The following is a 21,646-nucleotide window of genomic DNA, read 5'->3' as shown; positions in this document are numbered from 1 at the left end:
CTCTATTCTGAATAATCTCTACGTACCACAAATTTTGTACGCATCGGTAATTTCTGAGCGGCTAAACGCAATGCTTCTTGCGCTAAAGCTAAAGGAACACCCGCTGATTCGAACAAAATAGTACCTGGACGAACATTGGCTACCCAATACTCAGGAGCTCCCTTTCCTTTACCCATACGAACCTCTGCAGGCTTCTTAGTAATAGGTTTGTCAGGGAAAATACGGATCCAAACTTGACCTTCACGTTTCATGGCACGAGTTACCGAAATACGAGCTGCCTCAATTTGACGAGCTGTAATACGACCTGGCTCCAAAGATTTAATAGCGAATGATCCAAAATCAATTTCGTGGCCACGGGTAGCAACCCCTCTTACGCGACCTTTTTGCTGCTTACGAAATTTCGTTCTTTTTGGTTGTAACATCTTCTTATAAGTCTAATATCTAATACAAAATTATTATGGATGCTTAGCGCTTTCCACCACGGCCACGGTTTGCACCACCTGCTCCTGGTTTATTACGATCACCACCTTGATCTGCTCCTTCTGGACGACGAGAACGTCCTCCTCCGCGACGGTCATCGTCACGGCCACGTGGGCCACGATCACCAGGACGAGAATCTGCCGAAGTAGATTGCAAGCCCATGTTCGCATTTGGAGATAAATCACGCTTTCCAAAAACCTCTCCACGGAATACCCATACTTTGATACCGATTTTACCGTAAACAGTTAATGCTTCAGAGATCGCATAATCCACATCAGCACGCAATGTGTGCAATGGGATACGTCCCTCCTTGTATCCTTCAGAACGTGCCATTTCAGCACCACCCAAACGACCTGATAATTTCAATTTAATACCCTGAGCTCCTACACGCATCGCTGAAGCAATCGCTTGTTTCATCGCACGACGGAAAGAGATACGAGCTTGTAATTGTTGAGCAATTGCTTCTCCAATTAATTTAGCATCGATTTCTGGGCGTTTAATTTCAAAAATGTTGATTTGAACGTCTTTTCCAGTGATCTTTTTCAACTCCTCTTTTACCTTATCTACCTCGGCACCTTGCTTACCAATAACGACACCAGCACGAGCTGTATTGATCGTCAATGTGATACGCTTTAAAGTACGTTCAATAATAACTTTAGAGATAGATCCCTTTGGAATACGAGCAGCCACATACTTTCTGATCTTCTCGTCCTCAACCAATTTATCCGCGAAAGTCTTACCACCGTACCAGTTAGAATCCCAACCTCTTACGATACCTAATCTTAATCCAACGGGGTTAATTTTTTGTCCCATTTCTTGTTATATCTAATAGTTAATTATTCAGCTGAATTTGTTTCCTCTAAAGCAGGTGCTGCCGAAGAAGCCACTACTAAAGTGATGTGATTGGATCTTTTCAAAATCCGGTGACCTCTTCCCTGAGGAGCAGGACGTAAACGCTTGATAGATGATCCTCCATCTACGAAGATAGTCTTGATGTATAAATCAGCTTCTTCGATTTTAGCGTCTTCATGTTTGTTCTGCCAGTTAGAGACTGCTGATAACAACAATTTTTCAATTGCTTTAGCACCCACTTTAGGCTCAAACTTTAAAATACCTAAAGCCTTAGATACTTTTTGTCCGCGTACCATATCCGCTACCAAACGCATCTTTTGAGGCGAAGTAGGAACATTTCTTAATTTAGCAATAGCTTCCATTTTTCAATTTCTGATTATAAGACCCGTAGGTCAATATCTTTACTTTTTACCCTTGTCTTTTTTCGCTATGTGACCACGGAAGTTACGGGTCGGCGAGAACTCACCTAATTTGTGACCTACCATGTTTTCAGTTACATAAACTGGAATAAATTTATTCCCATTGTGTACCGCAAACGTGTGGCCTACGAAATCTGGAGAAATCATTGAACGTCTTGACCATGTTTTGATCACCGACTTTTTGCCGGATTCGTTCATCACCTGTACCTTGTTGTCAAGGCGGTAATCAATGTAAGGACCTTTTTTTAGTGAACGTGCCATCTACTATTTTTTTCTTCTACTGATGATAAGACGATTAGTGTGTTTCTTTGGATTACGAGTTTTCTTACCCTTAGCCAATAAACCGGTACGAGAACGTGGGTGACCTCCTGAAGAGCGGCCCTCACCACCACCCATCGGGTGATCTACTGGGTTCATCACCACACCACGAACACGTGGACGGCGACCTAACCAACGATGACGACCTGCTTTACCCAAGTTCACGTTCATGTGATCTGCATTCGATACCGTACCGATTGTTGCTAAACAACGAGCCAATACCATACGCATCTCACCTGAAGGCAACTTAAGCGTGGCGTATTTACCATCACGTGCTAACAATTGAGCGTAAGTTCCTGCCGAACGAGCCATTTCAGCTCCACGACCTGGTTGCAATTCAATTGCGTGTACCAAAGTACCCAATGGGATGTTTGCCAAAGGCAATGTATTTCCAATCTCGGGAGCCACAGACTCACCAGAGATAACTGTTTGACCTACTTGAATTCCTTGCGGAGCCAAGATATAAGCCTTTTCCCCATCTGTATACTCTACTAGAGCAATACGAGAAGTACGGTTTGGATCATATTCTACTGTCAAAACAGTAGCAGATACATCAAATTTAGAGCGCGTAAAATCAATCACACGGTAACGACGCTTGTGACCTCCTCCGATGTAACGCATCGAACGACGACCATCTGCATTTCTACCACCTGTACGCTTGATAGGCTCCAAAAGGGGCTTATACGGCTTGTCCGTAGTAATCTCCTCAAACGTTGGCGCAATGCGCTGACGTTGGCCTGGAGTTGTTGGTTTTAATTTTTTAATAGCTGCCATTTATTTTAGTTCAAATTATCGGGATGAACCCCCTTAATACATTCTAATTAAATTCCTTGGTAGAAGTCAATCACTTCTCCAGTTCCTACTGTAACGATTGCCTTCTTAATCGTAGAAGTACGTCCAGAAGTAATCTTAGTACGAGTGCTCTTGGATTTTTTCTTTCCAATCTGACGCATGGTTTTTACATCCAATACCTCTACTCCGTACATTTTCTTAACCTCCTTGGCAATCTCAATCTTGTTTGCAGTTAATTCAACCACAAATACATACTTGCCTTTTTCTTGCATGGCTTGCGACTTTTCAGTCAAGGCCGGACGTTTAATAATGCCCATGGTATATTTCGTTTATAACAGAACTCAGTTCTGAAAATTATTTACTAAAAGATGATTCAATTTTTTGGATCGCTGCTTCTGTGATCAACAATTTAGTAGCATTCACTAAATCATATGTATTCACATCAGATGCTGTCGAAACTTTTGCTTTTGGAACGTTACGTCCTGACAACACGACATTCTTATCTACTTCTGGAGTGATCAATAATGTTTTTGTATTGTCTAAAGAGAAAGCTTTCAACATAGTCAAATACGCTTTTGTCTTTGGAGTGTCAAATGCCACTGAATCCAAGATTGCGATATCTCCACTCTGTGCTTTCGCAGCTAGAGCTGACTGGCGAGCCAATGACTTCACCTTTTTGTTTAATTTAAAATGGTAGTCACGTGGACGTGGACCGAAGATACGACCACCACCTTTCATCAAAGGAGATTTCATCGAACCTGCACGCGCACCACCTGTACCTTTTTGTTTTTTAATCTTACGCGTTGAACGTGAAACTTCTGCACGCTCTTTCGCCTTGTGTGTTCCTTGACGTTGGTTCGCCAAATATTGCTTCACATCCAAGTAAACCACATGCTCGTTTGGAACAATGCCAAAGATCTCGTCAGAAAGGGTTACTTTCTTTCCGGTATCTTTACCTGCTATGTTATATACTGCTAATTCCATAATCAGAATGTCTATTGTTAAAGGCTCGCGCCTTTATGGGTTTTAATTTTCAATAATTACGTATGAGTTCTTCGCTCCAGGAATTGATCCTGATACCACCAAAAGGTTTTTGTCTGGATAAATTCTCAAAACCTCTAAGTTTTGAACCTTAACACGATTTCCTCCTGTGCGTCCAGCCATACGTAAGCCTTTGAATACACGTGATGGGAATGAACAAGCTCCAATAGAACCTGGGTGACGACCGCGGTTATGCTGACCGTGAGTTTGACCACCCACACCACTAAATCCGTGACGCTTAACAACACCTTGAAAACCTTTACCCTTAGAAGTTCCAACCGCATCAATGAAGGTTCCTACTTCTAACATCTCTACTGTTAATACATCTCCTAAGTTCAATGGTTGCTCGAACGTGCGAAACTCTACCAATTTTTTCTTTGGAGTTGTGTTAGCTTTCTTAAAGTGACCCAACAAAGATTTTGTTGTGTGCTTCTCTTTCTTTTCACCGAAACCGATTTGAACAGCGTTGTAGCCTTCGTTCTCAACAGTTTTCACTTGCGTAACAACACAAGGGCCGGCCTCAATCAGCGTACATGCAACGGATCTACCGTCTTCCATGTATAGGCTGGTCATTCCGATTTTTTTACCAATAATTCCAGACATATAATATTTTGTTTAAAAATTATGCTCACAAGGCTAACTACGGCTTGTTGTGAGACTTTTATTCATAAATCATTGCGAACAATGACGAAGAATCAATAAAAAATGCAGATTGGCGAAAGCGACAAGATGGAGGCGCTGTGGATAACAGCGAAAAACACCTTGTGTAGCTTAATATTCAATCAATGGGTTGGGCATTCAACATTCATTAATCAATACCAGTTCTAACACAAAAATCGAGCTTACCTCAATTTAAAACCATTTCGACCCGCATTTTTGATGTTTTAAATAAATTCGAGAAGTTCTGCCAACCTCTTTCTGAATAAAAAACTGCGTTTGTCGAACGGGAGTGCAAAGGTAGGAAAAATATTAACACATCCAATAGCACTATTAAAAATATTTTTTAGCTAATCCCTTGAGTCTGTGTATTATTCGGAATTAAGCCTTAGAATTTGTGCATTTTTACTAAATTTGTGCCCTACTCACCTATTAATCAGGTAGTTTTTATTTATTTCCCAAGAAAAAAAATCATTATGTCAAGTTTAACCAACCAAAAAGGTGTTTTGCACGGAGATGCCGTTCAGGAATTATTTGAAATTGCTAAAAAACATCAATTTGCTCTACCTGCGGTAAACGTTACTGGTACTGACACTGTTAATGGCGTATTAGAAGCTGCTAAAGCCGTTAATTCTCCTGTTATCATTCAATTCTCGAATGGCGGTGCTCAATTTTATGCTGGAAAATCCCTTCCTAATGGAAACCAAGAAGCATCCATCGCTGGAGCTATCTCAGGTGCTTATCATGTACACCAATTAGCTAAAGTTTATGGCGTGCAAGTAATTCTTCATACCGACCACTGTGCTAAAAAATTACTTCCTTGGTTAGACGGCCTTTTGGATGCAGGTGAAAAATTCTATGCCGAAACAGGACAACCTTTGTTCTCTTCTCATATGATCGATTTATCTGAGGAGCCTTTAGAAGAAAACTTAGAAATCTGCGCTAAATACTTAACTCGTATGGCTAAGATTGGCATGACACTTGAAATTGAATTAGGGGTAACAGGTGGAGAAGAAGATGGTGTGGATAATTCAGATGTTGATTCTTCTAAATTGTATACTCAACCAGAAGAAGTAGCTTATGCGTATGAAGTATTAAATGCTATTTCTCATCGCTTCACGATTGCTGCTGCATTTGGAAACGTTCACGGTGTATACAAGCCAGGAAACGTTAAATTACAACCCGTTATCTTGAAAAACTCACAGGATTTCATTCGTAACAAATATGCATTAGCCGCTGAGAAACCTATCAACTTCGTATTCCACGGTGGTTCAGGTTCTTCTCGTGAAGAAATTCGCGAAGCTATCTCCTATGGAGCTATCAAAATGAACATTGATACTGATTTACAATGGGCTTTCTGGGAAGGTATTCTTAATTTCTACAAAGAAAAAGAAGCCTATTTACAAGGTCAAATTGGTAATCCTACTGGTGAAGATGCCCCAAATAAGAAATTCTATGACCCACGTGTTTGGTTACGTAAAGGTGAAGACACCTTTGTTACCCGTTTAAAATCTGCTTTTGAAGATTTAAATGCTAATAATGCGAATCAATACTTATAGTAGATAGACTTTTTTATTCATACTACTTAATGTAAAAAGAGGACTCCCAATGAGTCCTCTTTTTTTATGGGATAATATTACATGGTGAGCGGTTGGGCTAGATTTATGGTTCAGGTTTGCTTGATTTTAATCTTAAGATTTGACAAATTTTGAAAATTTGTCAAATCTAGGAGAAATAAATGCGCCTACAAATCTACCATCTTCTTATTCCATTTTTTCATCCGTTAAAGCGAGAATATCAGTTTCCTTGAGTTCTATTGAGTGAAAATCAACAAACTGTTTTTTCCCTCCAAACCATTCTAACACAAATTCCCTATTCACTACACTCTTTTTGAATTGCAATACCTTTCCATAAGAACTCCATTCCCATTGTCTAAAATCATGAATTAATCCATGCTTCTGAGGATTAACATGGATGTAACAAATGAGCGTGGATAAATCCTCCGCTTTCGCCACTAATACCCGCTTGAAGGGAGTCTGAAACAAAGTCCCCACTCGCCCATGTTGTTTATTAAAGGCCATGGTATAGGATTGAAAAAACTTTTTAAGCCTACTTACTATTAGTTGATGTACTGTTCTTCCTGCTAAATCACTTTCATTAAAATGATTGACCTGCACTAAAAAATGAAAATGATTTTCATTTAGACTAAATGCAATTACATCTAAATACCCTTCTAAATATTTCACCCATTGTCTTAAAAAATAGGAATAGTTCGAGCGAGATTTAAAAATGGCTTTCTTATCAATACCTCTATTGTAAAGGTGATAAAACTCTCCAGAATTAAATTGCGTATAGTAATGTTCTACGAAGGCCATAAAAAGGTGGTTAAAAACGAATCTAACCAATATGCCTTACTGTTAACTTCTAATTTGTCAGATTATCAACATGTTGATAAAATTACGCGATTATGAAAAATGGGGGATTTTGATATTACATTTGGAAAAGAAATTCCTTTAAATAGATTTGTCTACTGAGTACTTAGATTTGACAACTTTTGAAAAGTTGTCAAATCTTTAAAACCTTGAATCTATTTCTTAAAAATCAAACCCTTGGTTAATTCATTCAATGCTTTAATCTTGGATTCAAAATCACCCTTAAGTTCTTTCCGCAATGCCTCCAATGAATCTAAGGAGGTTTGAATGTCATCAGGAATGACTTCTTCTAAAAATGCTCGAATCCGTTTAGCTAAAGTAGGCGACTTGCCATTGGTAGAAATCGCGATTTTCAAATCGCCCTTTTGCACAATAGAGCCCAAATAAAAATCACATAATGCAGGGGTATCCGCCACATTGCATAACAAATGCCTTTGCTTCGCTAATTCTCTAATCTCCTCATGTAAAGAATATTGATCTGTCGTACAAATCACCAAATCCCTACCCTCCAAATCCTGCACTTCAAATGGTCTATGTATCAATTGAACCTGAGGGAAATTCTTCAAATAAGCCAATATCGCTTCTCTATAAAATGGAGCCACTAAGCTTATCTTGGTATCTGGGGCATTCCTCAACATGGCCGAGACCTTTTCCAAGGCAACATTTCCCCCTCCCACAACCAAGACATCTAATTGTTCCAATTTCAGAAAAACAGGAAATAGCCTATTCTGCGCTTCCATCCGATAAAATTAAGCTGTTTTCTTCCCGGCCAATTGTCCACAGGCCGCATCAATATCCTTTCCCCTAGATCGACGAACATTGACAATCATCTTTTTGCTTTCTAAAAATGCGGTAAACTTCGCTAAAGCATCTGCTTCCGCATTCACAAAAGAGGCTTGTGCAATCGGGTTATACTCAATGATGTTAATCTTGCATGGCAACTTTCTAGCAAATTCCCACAACTCTTTGGCATCCTCTACCGAGTCATTGAACTTATTGAACATGATGTACTCCAAAGTAATCTCATTCTCCGTCTTATCGTAAAAATAACGCAATGCCTCTGCTAATGCAACCAAGGTATTGCTTTCATTAATCGGCATGATCTGATTTCTTTTGGTATCATTGGCGGCATGAAGAGAAAGCGCCAAATTAAATTTGACTTGATCATCTCCCAGTTTCTTAATCATTTTGGCAATACCAGCTGTGGAAACCGTAATCCGCTTAGGAGACATGCCTAAGCCATCTGGCGAAGTAATTTCCTCAATCGACTTCAGCACATTGGCATAATTTAATAATGGCTCCCCCATTCCCATATAAACGATATTGGTCAAAGGGATTCCATATTTCTCTTGGGCCTGATCTCGAATCAACACAACCTGATCATAAATCTCAAAGGACTCCAAATTCCGTTTCCTTTCCATATAACCCGTAGCACAAAAACTACAAGTCAAAGAACAACCTACTTGCGATGAAACACATGCGGTCATTCTTTCTCTAGTAGGAATTAATACTCCTTCTACTAAATGTCCGTCATGCAACTTAAAGCTGGATTTGATCGTCCGGTCCGTGCTTATTTGCATATCGGCCGTTTGCACACATTGCAAGGAAAAATGTTGATTTAACCACTCTCGCGTAGTTTTCGGAATATTACCCATCGCATCAAAACTGCGGGCTGATTTCTTCCAAATCCACTCATGAACCTGTTTAGCACGAAACGCAGGATCTCCATGCTGAATCATAAGCTGCTTCAACTCGTCCAAACTGAGCTTTCTGATGGCTCCCAATTCCTCTTTCTTCGCTATTTCTGACACTTTATTTCTTTAAAAGTTCGCCTACTTTGGTAGAAATGGCTTTCCCATCAGCTAATCCTGCCAATTGCTTACTTGCCACTCCCATTACTTTACCCATATCTGCTGGGCTACTCGCTCCTACTTGAATGATAATCGCTTGAATCTTTTCCGTCAATTCAGATTCGCTCAATTGTTTTGGCAAGAACTCCTCAATGATGCTCAATTCAGCTTGCTCCTTTTCTGCTAAATCAGGGCGGTTTTGAGCCACATATATTTCCAATGAATCTTTCCGCTGCTTGGCAGCCTTCATCAAAATCTTCATTTCTATGTCGGCAGATAATTCCCCGGCATTGGATCCAGAAGTTTCTTCTAATAAGATTAGTGACTTGATGGCGCGTAATGCACGTAGTCTATCGGCATCTTTGGCACGCATCGCGTCTTTGATCCCGTTCTCAATGGTTACTTTTAATGACATGTTTTTATTCTTTAAAATGAGCTTTGACTCCCTCCAAAAACTCCCGATTATTACTCAATCTAGGGACTTTATGCTGACCTCCTAACTTTCCTCTTTCCCGCATCCATGCGTAAAAAGTTCCCTGAGGAGCCTGATGAATAATGGGTGGGCCTAATACCAAATCATAAGACCGCTTAGCGTCATAATCTGAATTAATCTCGCGGAGGGTTTGATCTAATACCTCCCCAAAGGTACGCATTTCTTTTGGTGCTTTTGAAAATTCTATAATCCATTCATGGCTACCCCGCTGTCCACCATTCATGTAGTTAGGCGCTGCCGTATATTCTTTGATGATGGAATTCGTTATCAAACAGGCTTTAGATATGGCTATTTCTGCATTTTCCATAATTACCTCTTCTCCAAAAGCATTGATAAAATGTTTGGTTCTACCAGAAATTTTTATTCTAAAAGGGTCCAAAGAAGTAAAACGGACCGTATCTCCAATTTTATACCGCCATAAACCAGCATTGGTGCTAATCACCAAGGCATAATTGACGCCTAATTCCACTTGACTTAAATCAACGATCGTATCTTGCTCTTCTCCTTCATCACTAATGGGAATAAATTCATAAAAAATCCCATAATCCAACATCAGCAGCAATTCATCATTCAAAGTCAAGTCGTCTTGAATTCCAAAGAACCCTTCTGAAGCATTATAAATTTCCAGAAAACCCACGCCTTGATCACGAAAAACTTGTTTTTGGAATAATTCCCGATAAGGGCCAAAAGCCACCGCACCATGAATCATAAATTCAAAATTTTCCCAAACTTCCAAAATGGAATTCTTCCCCGTGATTTCTAAGATTTTTTCAATCAATACCAAGGTCCATGTTGGCACCCCTAAAATACTTGTCACATTCTCTTTAGAAGTCTCCAATGCCATGCGCTCAATCTTCTGATCCCAATCATCCAACAAGGCCACTTCCAAGGATGGTGTACGAATCATTTGAGCCCAAACAGGTAAATTCTTCATAATAACTGCCGACACATCTCCTACGAGTACATTAGGATTGGTGGAACAATACGATAAACTTCCTCCAATAGATAATCCCTTCCCCTCAAAAACCCTCGTTTCTGGTCGATTATGAATCAATAAAGTAATCATATCCTTCCCTCCCATCATGTGACATGATTCCAAGGATTCTTTGGAAACAGGAATAAACTTACTGCGCGCATTTGTGGTCCCTGATGATTTAGAAAACCAGGTCACCGGACTATTCCAAAGAATTTGCTGCTCTCCTTGCATCACCCGATCTATGTAAGGAAAAATTTCCTCATAGGTAGAAATGGGTACTTGTGATTTAAATGCTGCATAATTGTTAATTTGACCGTATCCAAATTGCTTCCCCCATTCAGTTTGTCGGCCTGCTTGTACCAAATCTTTCAAACAAATTTCCTGCAAATCCAATGGACGTGTATAGATGGACTCAATCCGCGACATGCGTCGTTTCATGAACCATAAAAGCGTTTCATTGAATAAGGAAATTCCGTTCGCCATCAATGCACAGGTTTTAAATATTGAGGAACACGGTTGGGATAATCAGTAATTACGGCATCGACACCCATCTCCGCTAAATGGGCTATTGCCTCCGCTTCATTGGCTGTCCATGGCACTACTTTCATGCCATTTTTATGGCTATACACCACAAATTCCGAACTAAGTGCCTGATAATTTGGACTATAAATGGCCGGTGTGAATCCCAAATCTTTGATGGTATTCTCTGGACTTTTTCTAGAAACTAAAGCCGACAGCATAATTTGTGACGGGAATTTTCCTTCCAACATAGCTTTGTTCCAGTATTTCAACACTTGGAAATCAAAACTTTGTAATATGATAAACTCAGGTTTTACCTGCTTGGAAATGATAGCCCAGACTTTTTCAGAAAACTCTTCTACCGTTTTAGGTTGAGAAACACCATATTCCGCTTCCACAGATTTGATTTCAATATTGTAATAGATATTCTGCTTATATTTTTTCCTGAAAGCCTCTCCTAGTGCTAAAACCTCCGACAACAATGGTTTGTGCGCAGCCATAGCATGCTGCTCTGGGAATGAAGCATTCCCCCTTTTTCCTGTGTCAAACTGCTTGATATTTTCATAAGTCATCTGAAACAGATTGAATTTCTTCTCTTCTTCCTTAGTTACAGGCTGTCCATCTGGTTTAGAACTATATAATGAATTCATGTAGGGTTCGTGCGAAACAACGACCTGACCATCTGCTGAAATGCACACATCCATCTCTAACACTTGAACTCCTGCCTGAAGAGCATGTTCAAATGCTGGAATGGTATTTTCTGGGTAAAGTCCCCTAAAACCTCTATGTCCTTGAATAAAGGGCATTTGTGCCATCGCCATAAAGTTTAACAGACATAAAAAACATAATCCAACTAGTCTCATCGGTGCGAAGTTTCAGGCTTTTTAAATCGTTTTTCCATGATTCGATTTACCTTATCATACAAGCGCAGAAAATCCTTCGGCTCCTGCACATAGCGATCAAAATTGTTCGCAAACTGCAAAGAATCCACTCCATACTTTTTGAAAATGCGCTTTTCTTGGTAATTGTATGCCAATATAGATGAATCTATGCTACCAAAGTGCATATTGGAAACCTTGGATTCCTCGATGTGTATATCGACCAATATCTCGGCTAATTTATCCTCTTCAATGAGTTTGGAAGTCGACGATTCCCCGCATGCTAAGAATCCCAAACATAGTAGGAAATAAATTTTTCTCATGGTTCAAATTTCCCCTTAATTTAGAAAGCTTTTATGGCTTTTCATTCGACTTGCTCAAAAAATAGGTAATTTAGCACGATTCTAAGCCCTCATTCATTCCATGGATTCGGACATTCATTCCTTTCTTTCCCATGTTGTTCAATTGGAGATTCGCATCAGAAAAGCGATAAATACCCAAATGCACGGAAATTTTTCGTCCATTTTCAAAGGTTCAGGATTGGAATTTAGTGACCTCCGTCAATACCACTATGGAGATGATGTGCGTCATATTGACTGGAACACCACGGCCAAAGGTCACGGTACTTTTGTTAAGTTATTCAAAGAAGAAAAGGAACAAACAGTCTTTTTTCTAATGGATGTGAGTGCCTCTCAACAAGTAGGTAGAAATTCTCAATCCAAACTCAAGACCCTGAAAGAAGTGGCAGGTGTACTTTCCTTCTCTGCTATGCAAGAAGCTAGTCATTTAGGATTTTGTGGCTTTTCAGACAAAAACGAAAAATTCATGCCTCCGGCCATTGGCAAAAAACATGCCTACCGAGTCATTACAGAGCTTTTTAAAATGAATCCAGAAAGTACTGGGACTGATCTTAAAGCGGCCTTGGGCTTTACTTTACAAGTATTAAAAAGGCGAAGCTTAATTTTTGTATTGTCTGATTTTATCGATGAGAATTACCACGATTTGTTGAGAGCCATGTCTCAAATGCATGATTTAGTAGTCATTCAAATTTTGGATAAACAAGAAATAAAACTTCCTTCATTAGGTATTATCCCAATTTTCGACCCAGAAAGAAAAAGAACTACCTGGGTAAATACCAGTTCTAAATTCTTCAAAAATTTACAAAAAGAACAAGGCTCCCAACGTGCCGAGGAACTCAAAAAATTATGTAAACAATGGCAAGCTGATTATATCAGCATACGGGCAGGAGAAGATTTTGTACCCACCTTAGTGAAATTGTTTACCGTTAGAAAATAATGCAGCAAAAGCCCATTCAAATCAAAGGCCAATTTTTAGAAGATTCTGTCAAAATCGGACAGCAGATTCACTATAGCCTTTCGGTTCGACATGGTAAAAATCAAGAAATATTTTTCCCTACTGTGAATCAAAACTTTGGGGCATTTCAGGCAGTAGAAAGAACCTATTTTCCCACTAGAACTGATGCCAGTGGAAGTATCGATTCTGCGGTCTATACTTTCAAACTTTTCCGAATAGAAAATCAGCACAGTTTAGCTATACCTGTTTACCTCATGCAAGAGGCGGATTGCACTAAAATCTACCCTACCAAAGATTATATAATTCTGAAGCGCTTAGTGCCCCATCCAGAGAAAATCAATTTGGATTCTCTCTATCAACATGTCCCCATTGCTCCTTTGCAGCCAAAAACTGACCTAAAAAATGTAATTATTTGGGGACTAGGCCTATTGGTTTTAACGGGGTTAATTTACTGGTTTTTAGGCAATAGCCTAAAAAGATGGTTTAAACTATATGTTTTGTGGCGAAAAAATGCTGAATTCCGTCGCTCCTATCAAAGGTTTATTCGAAATATTGAAAACAACCAAATGGGATTACAAAATTTAGAGCGGGCCTTTTCTCTTTGGAAAAAATACATAGAAAGCTTAACCTTAAAACCATTTACGACATTTACCACCAAAGAAATGGTGGATACCTTAGAAAATAAACAATTGGCTAAAGCCCTTCATGAGTTAGATTCCGCAATTTATGGCGGAAATTTTTCTAGTAAAACCACCGAATCTGTCAACATGCTTTTGGAAATAGCCAATTCTATTTATCAAGAAGAAAGAAAAATCATTTCTCAGGAAAATAGAAAGTCATGAAATACCAGCTATACTTTTCCTGGCAACAATTTGTATCCCTTTTTTCCTACCATTGGGAACATGAGGTATTTCTATTTCTTCTACCCCTTCCCTTGATTATATTTTTAATCCGTTATTTATTAAATAGAAAAAATCAAGCTCGAATTACCCTTTCATTTACGAAACCATTAATCCAAAACCGATTAATCCGATTCATAAGCTTCATCCCCGATATTGTTCAAATCATGCTCCTCACAAGCATCATTTTAGCCTTAGCCAGTCCTTACAAAATCAATCCCAAAAGAAAAATTCAGCCTGATGGAATTGACATGGCCTTAGCGATTGATATTTCATCCTCCATGCTCAATCGAGATGTGAGTCCTTCTCGCCTTGTGATTGCCAAACAAGTAGCAACTTCTTTTATCAAACAAAGAAAAAATGACTTCATCGCCGTCGTAGCTTTTGCAGGAGCTCCGTATTTAGCCAGTCCAATTACCAACGATTCTAGCTACTTGCAACAGGCCTTACTAGGACTAGATTCTAAATTAATCAAGGAGGAAGGTACAGCTTTAGGTGATGCACTAGGGATGTGCATCAATCAAGTAAGGGATTCCCCCAACCCTAAAAAAATCAGTATTTTAATCAGTGATGGAAACAATACAGCGGGTAATCTAGACCCATTGACCTCCACCGAACTGGCTAAGACCTTTGGCATCAAAGTCTATACCATAGCTGTAGGTAGTTTAAAACCCTCCATGGATCCCGTGGATGAAAGCACCTTGCGTGTTATCGCAGAAAAAAGTAAAGGAAAGTTTTACCGAGCTACCGACCAAAAAAGCCTAAATGCCATCTTTGAAGAAATCAATCGAATGGAATCCTCCAAAGTGAAAGAAATCTATTGGGAAGAACATCAAGATCAGAGTAAAATCTTCTTTGATTTTGCATTCGTTCTATTCTTTTTAGGCCTATTTCTGAAACTTAGCCCCATCAGTAATATTTTAGAAGATTAATATGCTCCTATTCCCTAATGCCAAAATAAATATCGGGCTGTACATTACTTCCAAAAGACTGGATGGTTTTCATGAATTGGAAACCTGTTTCTTTCATGTACCATGGACAGATATTCTAGAAATTAGTCCAAGCCAACAAGTGAAGTTTTCATCCTCTGGTCTACCCATTTCAGGTGAAGTTCAAAACAATTTATGTCTAAGAGCTTATCACGCCTTGGCCAAGGATTTTAAAATCCCACCCGTGCACATTCATTTGCACAAAATCATTCCCATGGGTGCCGGCTTAGGTGGCGGATCTGCCGATGCCGCTTTTACTTTAATGGGCTTGCGAGATTTATTTGATTTACCCTTAAGCAACAAACAATTAATCCCATATACACAGCAATTAGGTAGCGATTGTGCATTTTTTCTGTTCCAACATGCCCAATTAGGAAAAGGCAAAGGCGATGAATTAAGTCCTATTTCTTGTTCCTTACAAGGATGTCAAGTGGTACTCATTTATCCGAATTTGGGTATTTCCACCCAAGAAGCCTACGCTCAAGTAAAACCTCAGGCGACTACATATGATTTGGCCCAATCCATCGCAGAATCGATGGAACGGTGGAAAGATCTGATTTCCAATGATTTCGAATTAAGCTTATTCCCAAAATACCCCATCCTTGCTCAAATTAAGCAAGATTTATATGATCAAGGTGCCGTGTATGCTGCTATGAGCGGCTCTGGATCTACGATCTTTGGGATATTTAAAAAAGAAGTCGACCTAGCTGAGCGCTGGGCCGACTTCACCTGTTTTCAAGGTGTAATTGCTTAATCCTTGGCAAAAATAGCTTCTAAGGCTGAAGCTCCACTAATGACCACTTTCCCTGCTGGCAATGCTTTGATAGGTTGAATTCCCACATATGCTTCATTGGAACTAATCACTTTTACAGGAACCTGTTCCATAACTCCTTGTGGGTTTTCCACATAAATAAAACCTCCTTTTCCTACTCTAGCTAAGCCTGCCTGAGGTATCGTTTTCATTTTTTGATTTCCCACCAAAATCTTAGCATTGATAAATTGCCCCACCGTAAAACGTAACTCATCCGATTCATTGTTAAAATGACCGTGAACGGAAGTGGTACGAGTACTTAAATCAACTTGCTTACCAATTAAAAACACTTTTCCTTTACCTTCTAATCCTTCCGCTTCAAATTGTATCGTTTGACCCAACTTTAAACCGCTTAAATCTCTTTCAAACACTTTCAATTCCACGTGTTTATGGGCTATCCCTACCAGTTTCACTAATTCATCTGTGGGCTGGACATACTTTCCGATGGACATAAATACATCCACGATATAGCCGTCAATGGGTGCTTTCAATTGTAAATAGGAGGAGATATTTCCTTTAGAGAGAGATTTTAAATCACAACCTAATATTTCCAATTTCAAGCCTAGCGATTTCACCTGTGCCTGTACATTAGAAAAATCAGCCTCCGCCAATTGGAGTTTCTTTTTAGACCCGACTTCTTCTGAATTCAAGACCTGTTGACGAGATTTCTCTGATGTCAAATAGGTTTGCTGACTCAATGCCTGAATATATTCTTGTTGCATTTGAATATAATCCAAACTTGTAATCGTGGCCAAAACCTGACCTTTGTGCACTTGTTTTCCTGGCAATAATTCAAAAGTCGATTTGACATATCCAGCTATAGGCAGTGAAACAGAAGCCATTGAAATAGGTGGAACATCCACCAAACCGGTGCAAGACACTTCCGATGCCATTTCTTTTTCTTCCAATTCTCCTAATACGATTCCAGCATTTTGTTTTTGCTCTGCACTTAACTTGATACTTGAAACCGTTGTTTCAGCTACTGCTGTTTCCGTTTCTTTACCTCCACAGGCAGACATACCGCCGATGAAAATTAGGGTAATCCATTGATATATGATGTGCTTATTCATTTCCTAAAATAGTTTCAATTTGAATGATGTTTTGATTATATGCCAAAACTTCTTGTAAATATTGTTCTCTAATCTGCCAAGCTTGTTGAGTGTTTTGAAGCATTTCTACATACTCAATTTCCCCTTGCTGGTAGCTTTTTAAAGCCGTTTGAACCAGCCATTCTGCTTGAGGTAAGGCTGTTTGCTGGTAGTACTTCAATGAATTCCCAAATTTGCCCAAGGATATCTGAGCATTTTGCAAATCCGTACTTATTTGGCTGTACACCTGATCTTTTTGACTAGCAAACACTTGTTCTTGCTTTTGTGCGGCAGAAATACGGGCTTTTTGTCCTTTGGCAAAAATAGGTAAGGCTAAACCTGCCTGTACGAAGTTCTGACCTCCAAAATTCTCAATACTCTGTGTGGTGGCTCCTAGACGAATATCCGGTTTCAATTTATTCTTCTCCACTTCTGTTTGAAATTTGGCATGAACTACTTGCTCCTCCAATAATTGTAAGGTGGGATTTTTCGCTAAATCAACAGGAATAGGAGGGACTTGCATGGTCAAAGCATTCACTTTCTGAATCTCAAAAGGCTCTTTTCGATTCATCCAATAGGCCAAATTTTGATAATTAGCCTGGATATCCGCTTGCAAGGAAAGCTGTTTCTGTTGGAATTCCCTCCAGCGAGCTTCTGCTGCAACCACCTCCAAACGATTCGTTTCCCCTTGTTTAAAACGTATACTGGCTGCTTTCAACATCTGGGAATAGATACTATCTTGTTGAAGTAAATATTCCACATGTTTTTGCTGAATGAGCAATTGATAATAGAACCATTTGACACTGGACAATACCAGATTCTGGGTAATCTTTTGCCTTTTCTCTGCCAACATTTTTTGAGATGTCAAGGCTTTAACTTGAGCCCTTAACAAGGTGGGCCAAGGAATACTTTGAGAAGCGATAATGGTATAATCCTGACTAAAATAGGTTTGTGTTTTCCCATATTGAAAGTCAATACTTCCTTTGGGCAACTCCTTACCTGAATTAATCAAGGCCTCTGCACTTTGAATTTCCAAATTTCCTGTATTCAATAATGCATTATGCTGAAGTGCTTCTTGCATGCAGTTCGACAAGCTCATAACTGGTTTAGCCCCTTGACCCAAACTTGAAAAACTCATCATTAGGCCCGCTAAAATCACTAAAACGATCATGGGCTGCGACTTCATCTTCTTTTCTTTTCTAGTCATAACTAAAGAATATACTACTGGAATAACCACCAAAGTAAGAAAAGTAGCAGTAATTAAACCCCCAATAACAACCGTGGCTAAAGGCCGCTGCACTTCGGCGCCTGGTGAATGACTCAATGCCATAGGCAAGAAGCCCAAAGAAGCCACTGATGCTGTCATGATGACTGGACGGAAACGTAACTCGAGACCTTTCCTTAGTCGTTCTGCTACCGAGTCGCCTTCTGTAGCTAATTGCTTAAAGAAGGATAAAAGCACAATTCCGTTTAATACAGCCACTCCAAATAGAGCAATAAAGCCGATTCCTGCGGAAACAGAAAAAGGCATTCCTCTGATGTACAAGGCCCAGATACCTCCAATGGCAGAAAGCGGAATAGCCAAATAAATGATGGCCGCTTCTAGCATGGAATTGAAGGTAAAAAACAAGAGTGCAAAAATCAGCGCTAATGCCAAAGGAACAACCAATGACAATCTAGATTTTGCCGCTTGAAGATTTTCAAAAGTGCCTCCATACTTGACATAATAACCTGCTGGCAATGTGATTTTATTCTTCATCACTTTTTCAATGTCTGTCACCACACTTTGAACGTCACGATTTCTGACATTGATGCCAATGGTAATTCGTCGGTTGGTATTATCACGTGAAATTTCAACAGGTGCATTTTGATAATCTACCGTGGCTACTTCTTCCAAAGGAATTTGTGAACCATTGGGCAAATCTAAATATAGCTCCTTCAAATTTTGAATATCTGCCCGATGAGCGGAGTCCATACGAACAACTAAGTCATAACGTTTCTCCCCTTCCATCACCAAGCCAGCCGTTTCGCCAGCAAATGTCATTTTCACTCGACGGTTCACATCTTGAATACGTAAACCATATTGTGCCATCTTAGCCCGATTATAATGCACGACTAACTGCGGAACCCCATCTATTTGCTGAACTTTGATATCCCCTACCCCCTCGATTTTCCGAATATAGCGAGCTGCCTCTGTCGCTTTTTCAAACAAAATTTCTAGATCCTCTCCAAAAATTTTAATAGCCACATCAGATTTAACTCCTGCAATCAACTCATTAAAGCGCATTTGAATAGGCTGAGTGAATTCAAAGTTTACTTCAGGAAAAGCATCCAATTCACGATCCATTTTTTCCTCCAATTCCTCCATGGTTTTAGCTTTTTTCCACACGCTTGGTTCATTTAATATGATGATTAAATCGCAGGCATTGATTCCCATAGGATCCGTTGGGATTTCCGATGCTCCAATACGAGACACCACTTGCTTGATTTCATCTGGGAATTTTTTGAGCAATAAGGCTTGAGCATTATTATTGACTGCTATGCTCTGAGAAAGGGAGGCATTTGTCGGCAAGATAGTTTCTACCGCAAAATCTCCTTCATTCAATTCTGGAATAAATTCCCCTCCCAAGGTGGTAAATAAACCAATACTTCCTGTTAATAGGACAAGTGATGCTACTACCACTTTCTTGCGATTGCTTAATGCCCAATTGACCATAGGACTGTATTTCCCATACATAAAATTCATGATTCTATCTGCCCAAGTGACCTTATGACTTACTTTCTTACTTAAAAATAAGGAAGACATCATGGGCACATAGGTTAAAGAAAGCAACAAGGCTCCAAAAATGGCAAATGACACTGTTTGGGCCATTGGTCTAAACATCTTACCTTCAATTCCTCCTAAAGCCATGATGGGTAAATACACAATCAGAATAATGATAACTCCAAAGGCTGCCGATTTAAAAATGGCTTGAGCTGAGATATTTACCTCTTCATCCATTTCATGTTGACTTAGGACTTCTCCTTTCCTCCTTGAATGGAGTCGATGAATGATGGATTCTACAATGATCACGGCTCCATCCACAATCAAACCAAAGTCTATTGCCCCTAATGACATTAGATTCGCTGAAACGCCAAAGATATTCATCATGGCAAAGGCAAACAGCAAACAGAGAGGAATCATGGATGCCACAATAAGTCCAGCCCGCCAATTTCCCAATAACAAGACAAGAATAAAGACCACAATTAATCCCCCTTCGATTAAATTTTTCTCGACGGTATTAATGGCCTTCCCTATTAATATACTTCGATCTAGGTAAGCATTAATGTGAATTCCCTGAGGGAGTGTTTTTTGAATCAATTCCATTCGATCTTTCACATCCTTCACCACGGTATTGGCATTCGCTCCTTTCAATAAAAGCATTACCGCACCCACAGCTTCACCACGACCATTTTTAGTCATAGCTCCATAGCGTACCGCTTTCCCAAATTGGACTTTGGCTACATCTTTGACAAATACAGGCAATCCACCTGAACCACGCTGTTTAACAACCGTATTTTCGATATCTGCTAAGGACTGTATCATCCCTTCGGAACGAATGAAATAGGCATCAGTTCCTTTTTCCAGATAACTACCCCCAGAATTAGAATTGTTATTTTCTAAGGCTGTAAAAAGCTCATCGATACTGATGTTCATCGCTCGGATTCGCTCAGGATTTATGGCTACTTCATATTGTTTGACATAACCTCCAAAAGAACTGACTTCTACAACACCCTTGATCCCAAGCAATTGACGCTTGACTATCCAATCTTGGTAGGTACGTAAATCAGCCAAGGAATATTGATCTCGGAATTCGGGATCTACGTCCAAAGTATATTGATAGAACTCTCCTAAACCCGTGGTAATGGGAGCCATTTCAGGAATGCCCGCCCCGCGTAATAAATAAGGTTCGGCAGCTTTTAATTTTTCCGAAACCTGCTGTCGCGCTACTTCCATCGCTACTTCATCTTCAAAGACGACGGTAATAATGGATAAGCCCATGCGGGAAATAGAACGAATATCTTTCACATTAGGGATGGTTCTCAAAGATATCTCTAATGGAAATGTAACAAACTTCTCTACTTCTGACGCAGCTAAAGCGGGTGATTGTGTCATGACTTGTACCTGATTAGAGGTAATGTCAGGCAAGGCATCAATGGGCAAACGGGTGAGAGAATAGCCTCCCCATGCCACAAGACCTAATACGAATAAACCTACAATGAGTTTATTTCGAATACTAAAATATATTATCGAATTAATCATTTTTCAATGGAAATGGTGAACGTAAGGAAATGAATGACAAATCCTTAGTACCGAGGAGGTGCTATTAGCACTCTAGCTAATGAAAAACGATATAGATTTTGCCAATTGATTAATTGGCGACGAGGTAACACAAATAGAAGGGGCAATATAAAGACTAGATAAATGGGTGGAAGGACATATCCACTAACACCACTAAAATCAAAACTAGGTAAACTTGGATGTTTAGTCGTTTTGGCATGCTTAGAATCAGCAGCATAATGCATCCAAAGAAAATCCATAAAACTGAATCCTGCGGGTGCCTGGCGCTTATGGTCTTGAAAATGTTTTAGTAATTCATTCGCCTTGAAACTTTGTTCCATTCCTACCTTCGGAATCCAGGATCCCGAAAAGATAATCACAAAAAGGATGGAGGCTAGCCAAGTTTTCATAGCTCAAATGTAGGAAAAAATGGAAATTTTAATGGATATTTATACTCTCAATGTACAATTTTTTGAGACAAAAGCCTAAAAACCAACGATTAATAAGCTTGTATAGC

General features: G+C 39.5%; 23 protein-coding genes. 5 read left to right on the top strand and 18 right to left on the bottom strand.

The window, feature by feature from the left end; genetic code table 11:
• Nucleotides 1-2: 2 nt before the first annotated feature.
• The 8 genes from rplP to rplC are packed head-to-tail and all read right to left on the bottom strand — an operon-like array spanning nt 3 to nt 4,505.
• Complete coding sequence (gene rplP, locus EWU23_RS05220) at nt 3-422, bottom strand: 50S ribosomal protein L16 (protein WP_109324413.1); 420 nt, start codon at nt 420-422, stop codon at nt 3-5.
• Nucleotides 423-465: 43 nt separating this feature from the next.
• Nucleotides 466-1,293, bottom strand: a complete 828-nt coding sequence (gene rpsC / locus EWU23_RS05215) for a 30S ribosomal protein S3 (protein WP_109324414.1) — start codon at nt 1,291-1,293, stop codon at nt 466-468.
• Nucleotides 1,294-1,316: 23 nt separating this feature from the next.
• A complete protein-coding gene (gene rplV / locus EWU23_RS05210) occupies nt 1,317-1,694 on the bottom strand; it encodes a 50S ribosomal protein L22 (RefSeq protein WP_109324427.1) in 378 nt (125 codons plus the stop codon).
• A 39-nt stretch (nt 1,695-1,733) separates the two neighbouring features.
• Entirely contained in the window at nt 1,734-2,012 is a 279-nt protein-coding gene (gene rpsS, locus EWU23_RS05205; protein WP_109324428.1) for a 30S ribosomal protein S19, read from the bottom strand.
• A gap of 3 nt (nt 2,013-2,015) precedes the next feature.
• Nucleotides 2,016-2,843 carry a 50S ribosomal protein L2 gene (rplB, locus tag EWU23_RS05200; protein WP_166229551.1) on the bottom strand — a complete coding sequence of 276 codons (828 nt, stop codon included), beginning with the start codon at nt 2,841-2,843 and terminating at the stop codon, nt 2,016-2,018.
• Between the two features lie 47 nt (nt 2,844-2,890).
• Complete coding sequence (gene rplW, locus EWU23_RS05195; protein WP_109324430.1) at nt 2,891-3,178, bottom strand: 50S ribosomal protein L23; 288 nt, start codon at nt 3,176-3,178, stop codon at nt 2,891-2,893.
• A 37-nt stretch (nt 3,179-3,215) separates the two neighbouring features.
• A complete protein-coding gene (gene rplD, locus EWU23_RS05190; RefSeq protein ID WP_109324431.1) occupies nt 3,216-3,845 on the bottom strand; it encodes a 50S ribosomal protein L4 in 630 nt (209 codons plus the stop codon).
• Nucleotides 3,846-3,887: 42 nt separating this feature from the next.
• A complete protein-coding gene (gene rplC / locus EWU23_RS05185; protein WP_166229549.1) occupies nt 3,888-4,505 on the bottom strand; it encodes a 50S ribosomal protein L3 in 618 nt (205 codons plus the stop codon).
• Nucleotides 4,506-5,035: 530 nt separating this feature from the next.
• On the opposite strand from rplC, the gene fbaA reads away from it, so the two are divergent.
• The gene (gene fbaA, locus EWU23_RS05180) at nt 5,036-6,118 is read left to right on the top strand and encodes a class II fructose-bisphosphate aldolase (protein WP_166229547.1); all 1,083 of its coding nucleotides are present in this window, start codon (nt 5,036-5,038) and stop codon (nt 6,116-6,118) included.
• Nucleotides 6,119-6,322: 204 nt separating this feature from the next.
• Here the strand turns inward: fbaA and EWU23_RS05175 are convergent, their stop codons facing one another.
• From EWU23_RS05175 to EWU23_RS05145, 7 genes are all read right to left on the bottom strand, one after another.
• Nucleotides 6,323-6,934 carry a hypothetical protein gene (locus EWU23_RS05175; protein ID WP_166229545.1) on the bottom strand — a complete coding sequence of 204 codons (612 nt, stop codon included), beginning with the start codon at nt 6,932-6,934 and terminating at the stop codon, nt 6,323-6,325.
• A 212-nt stretch (nt 6,935-7,146) separates the two neighbouring features.
• Nucleotides 7,147-7,731, bottom strand: a complete 585-nt coding sequence (locus EWU23_RS05170; protein ID WP_166229543.1) for a precorrin-2 dehydrogenase/sirohydrochlorin ferrochelatase family protein — start codon at nt 7,729-7,731, stop codon at nt 7,147-7,149.
• Nucleotides 7,732-7,740: 9 nt separating this feature from the next.
• A complete protein-coding gene (gene rlmN, locus EWU23_RS05165; protein WP_166229541.1) occupies nt 7,741-8,802 on the bottom strand; it encodes a 23S rRNA (adenine(2503)-C(2))-methyltransferase RlmN in 1,062 nt (353 codons plus the stop codon).
• A gap of 1 nt (nt 8,803) precedes the next feature.
• Entirely contained in the window at nt 8,804-9,256 is a 453-nt protein-coding gene (locus tag EWU23_RS05160) for a GatB/YqeY domain-containing protein (RefSeq protein ID WP_166229539.1), read from the bottom strand.
• Nucleotides 9,257-9,260: 4 nt separating this feature from the next.
• On the bottom strand, nt 9,261-10,793 hold the full coding sequence (locus EWU23_RS05155; RefSeq protein WP_235942151.1) for a GH3 auxin-responsive promoter family protein: 1,533 nt from the start codon (nt 10,791-10,793) through the stop codon (nt 9,261-9,263).
• A complete protein-coding gene (locus EWU23_RS05150) occupies nt 10,793-11,650 on the bottom strand; it encodes a glycerophosphodiester phosphodiesterase family protein (protein ID WP_166229537.1) in 858 nt (285 codons plus the stop codon). The genes EWU23_RS05155 and EWU23_RS05150 overlap by 1 nt, the downstream gene beginning before the upstream one ends.
• A gap of 38 nt (nt 11,651-11,688) precedes the next feature.
• The gene (locus EWU23_RS05145) at nt 11,689-12,030 is read right to left on the bottom strand and encodes a DUF4296 domain-containing protein (protein WP_166229535.1); all 342 of its coding nucleotides are present in this window, start codon (nt 12,028-12,030) and stop codon (nt 11,689-11,691) included.
• A gap of 100 nt (nt 12,031-12,130) precedes the next feature.
• Between EWU23_RS05145 and EWU23_RS05140 the strand changes: the two genes are divergently transcribed.
• From EWU23_RS05140 to ispE, 4 genes are read left to right on the top strand one after another with little or no spacing between them, the layout of a single operon-like run.
• Nucleotides 12,131-13,003: a DUF58 domain-containing protein gene (locus EWU23_RS05140; protein ID WP_205753084.1), complete on the top strand. Its 873-nt coding sequence runs from the start codon at nt 12,131-12,133 to the stop codon at nt 13,001-13,003.
• Nucleotides 13,003-13,863 carry a hypothetical protein gene (locus EWU23_RS05135; RefSeq protein ID WP_166229533.1) on the top strand — a complete coding sequence of 287 codons (861 nt, stop codon included), beginning with the start codon at nt 13,003-13,005 and terminating at the stop codon, nt 13,861-13,863. The genes EWU23_RS05140 and EWU23_RS05135 overlap by 1 nt, the downstream gene beginning before the upstream one ends.
• Complete coding sequence (locus EWU23_RS05130; RefSeq protein ID WP_166229531.1) at nt 13,860-14,852, top strand: VWA domain-containing protein; 993 nt, start codon at nt 13,860-13,862, stop codon at nt 14,850-14,852. Before EWU23_RS05135 ends, EWU23_RS05130 begins: the two co-directional genes overlap by 4 nt.
• Nucleotide 14,853: 1 nt before the next feature.
• The gene (gene ispE, locus EWU23_RS05125; protein ID WP_166229529.1) at nt 14,854-15,663 is read left to right on the top strand and encodes a 4-(cytidine 5'-diphospho)-2-C-methyl-D-erythritol kinase; all 810 of its coding nucleotides are present in this window, start codon (nt 14,854-14,856) and stop codon (nt 15,661-15,663) included.
• Here ispE and EWU23_RS05120 read toward each other — a convergent pair.
• From EWU23_RS05120 to EWU23_RS05110, 3 genes are read right to left on the bottom strand one after another with little or no spacing between them, the layout of a single operon-like run.
• Nucleotides 15,660-16,790, bottom strand: coding sequence for an efflux RND transporter periplasmic adaptor subunit (locus EWU23_RS05120; RefSeq protein WP_166229527.1), 1,131 nt, complete (start codon nt 16,788-16,790; stop codon nt 15,660-15,662). The genes ispE and EWU23_RS05120 overlap by 4 nt on opposite strands.
• On the bottom strand, nt 16,783-21,111 hold the full coding sequence (locus EWU23_RS05115; protein WP_166229524.1) for a CusA/CzcA family heavy metal efflux RND transporter: 4,329 nt from the start codon (nt 21,109-21,111) through the stop codon (nt 16,783-16,785). Before EWU23_RS05115 ends, EWU23_RS05120 begins: the two co-directional genes overlap by 8 nt.
• Before the next feature lie 44 nt (nt 21,112-21,155).
• Nucleotides 21,156-21,539: a hypothetical protein gene (locus EWU23_RS05110; RefSeq protein WP_166229522.1), complete on the bottom strand. Its 384-nt coding sequence runs from the start codon at nt 21,537-21,539 to the stop codon at nt 21,156-21,158.
• Between the last annotated feature and the right edge of the window lie 107 nt (nt 21,540-21,646).

It is taken from the genome of Aquirufa beregesia (assembly GCF_011090385.1).
GTDB classification, from domain to species: domain Bacteria; phylum Bacteroidota; class Bacteroidia; order Cytophagales; family Spirosomataceae; genus Aquirufa; species Aquirufa beregesia.
Note: the sequence above shows the minus strand (reverse complement) of the source record. Positions and strands in the feature narration are given on the sequence as shown.

What these genes read in the sequence shown, in the direction of transcription:
- rplP (WP_109324413.1), bottom strand. Translation starts at nt 422, where the DNA reads ATGTTACAACCAAAAAGAACGAAATTTCGTAAGCAGCAAAAAGGTCGC.
- rpsC (WP_109324414.1), bottom strand. Translation starts at nt 1,293, where the DNA reads ATGGGACAAAAAATTAACCCCGTTGGATTAAGATTAGGTATCGTAAGA.
- rplV (WP_109324427.1), bottom strand. Translation starts at nt 1,694, where the DNA reads ATGGAAGCTATTGCTAAATTAAGAAATGTTCCTACTTCGCCTCAAAAG.
- rpsS (WP_109324428.1), bottom strand. Translation starts at nt 2,012, where the DNA reads ATGGCACGTTCACTAAAAAAAGGTCCTTACATTGATTACCGCCTTGAC.
- rplB (WP_166229551.1), bottom strand. Translation starts at nt 2,843, where the DNA reads ATGGCAGCTATTAAAAAATTAAAACCAACAACTCCAGGCCAACGTCAG.
- rplW (WP_109324430.1), bottom strand. Translation starts at nt 3,178, where the DNA reads ATGGGCATTATTAAACGTCCGGCCTTGACTGAAAAGTCGCAAGCCATG.
- rplD (WP_109324431.1), bottom strand. Translation starts at nt 3,845, where the DNA reads ATGGAATTAGCAGTATATAACATAGCAGGTAAAGATACCGGAAAGAAA.
- rplC (WP_166229549.1), bottom strand. Translation starts at nt 4,505, where the DNA reads ATGTCTGGAATTATTGGTAAAAAAATCGGAATGACCAGCCTATACATG.
- fbaA (WP_166229547.1), top strand. Translation starts at nt 5,036, where the DNA reads ATGTCAAGTTTAACCAACCAAAAAGGTGTTTTGCACGGAGATGCCGTT.
- EWU23_RS05175 (WP_166229545.1), bottom strand. Translation starts at nt 6,934, where the DNA reads ATGGCCTTCGTAGAACATTACTATACGCAATTTAATTCTGGAGAGTTT.
- EWU23_RS05170 (WP_166229543.1), bottom strand. Translation starts at nt 7,731, where the DNA reads ATGGAAGCGCAGAATAGGCTATTTCCTGTTTTTCTGAAATTGGAACAA.
- EWU23_RS05160 (WP_166229539.1), bottom strand. Translation starts at nt 9,256, where the DNA reads ATGTCATTAAAAGTAACCATTGAGAACGGGATCAAAGACGCGATGCGT.
- EWU23_RS05155 (WP_235942151.1), bottom strand. Translation starts at nt 10,793, where the DNA reads ATGGCGAACGGAATTTCCTTATTCAATGAAACGCTTTTATGGTTCATG.
- EWU23_RS05150 (WP_166229537.1), bottom strand. Translation starts at nt 11,650, where the DNA reads ATGGCGATGGCACAAATGCCCTTTATTCAAGGACATAGAGGTTTTAGG.
- EWU23_RS05145 (WP_166229535.1), bottom strand. Translation starts at nt 12,030, where the DNA reads ATGAGAAAAATTTATTTCCTACTATGTTTGGGATTCTTAGCATGCGGG.
- EWU23_RS05140 (WP_205753084.1), top strand. Translation starts at nt 12,131, where the DNA reads ATGGATTCGGACATTCATTCCTTTCTTTCCCATGTTGTTCAATTGGAG.
- EWU23_RS05135 (WP_166229533.1), top strand. Translation starts at nt 13,003, where the DNA reads ATGCAGCAAAAGCCCATTCAAATCAAAGGCCAATTTTTAGAAGATTCT.
- EWU23_RS05130 (WP_166229531.1), top strand. Translation starts at nt 13,860, where the DNA reads ATGAAATACCAGCTATACTTTTCCTGGCAACAATTTGTATCCCTTTTT.
- ispE (WP_166229529.1), top strand. Translation starts at nt 14,854, where the DNA reads ATGCTCCTATTCCCTAATGCCAAAATAAATATCGGGCTGTACATTACT.
- EWU23_RS05120 (WP_166229527.1), bottom strand. Translation starts at nt 16,790, where the DNA reads ATGAATAAGCACATCATATATCAATGGATTACCCTAATTTTCATCGGC.
- EWU23_RS05115 (WP_166229524.1), bottom strand. Translation starts at nt 21,111, where the DNA reads ATGATTAATTCGATAATATATTTTAGTATTCGAAATAAACTCATTGTA.
- EWU23_RS05110 (WP_166229522.1), bottom strand. Translation starts at nt 21,539, where the DNA reads ATGAAAACTTGGCTAGCCTCCATCCTTTTTGTGATTATCTTTTCGGGA.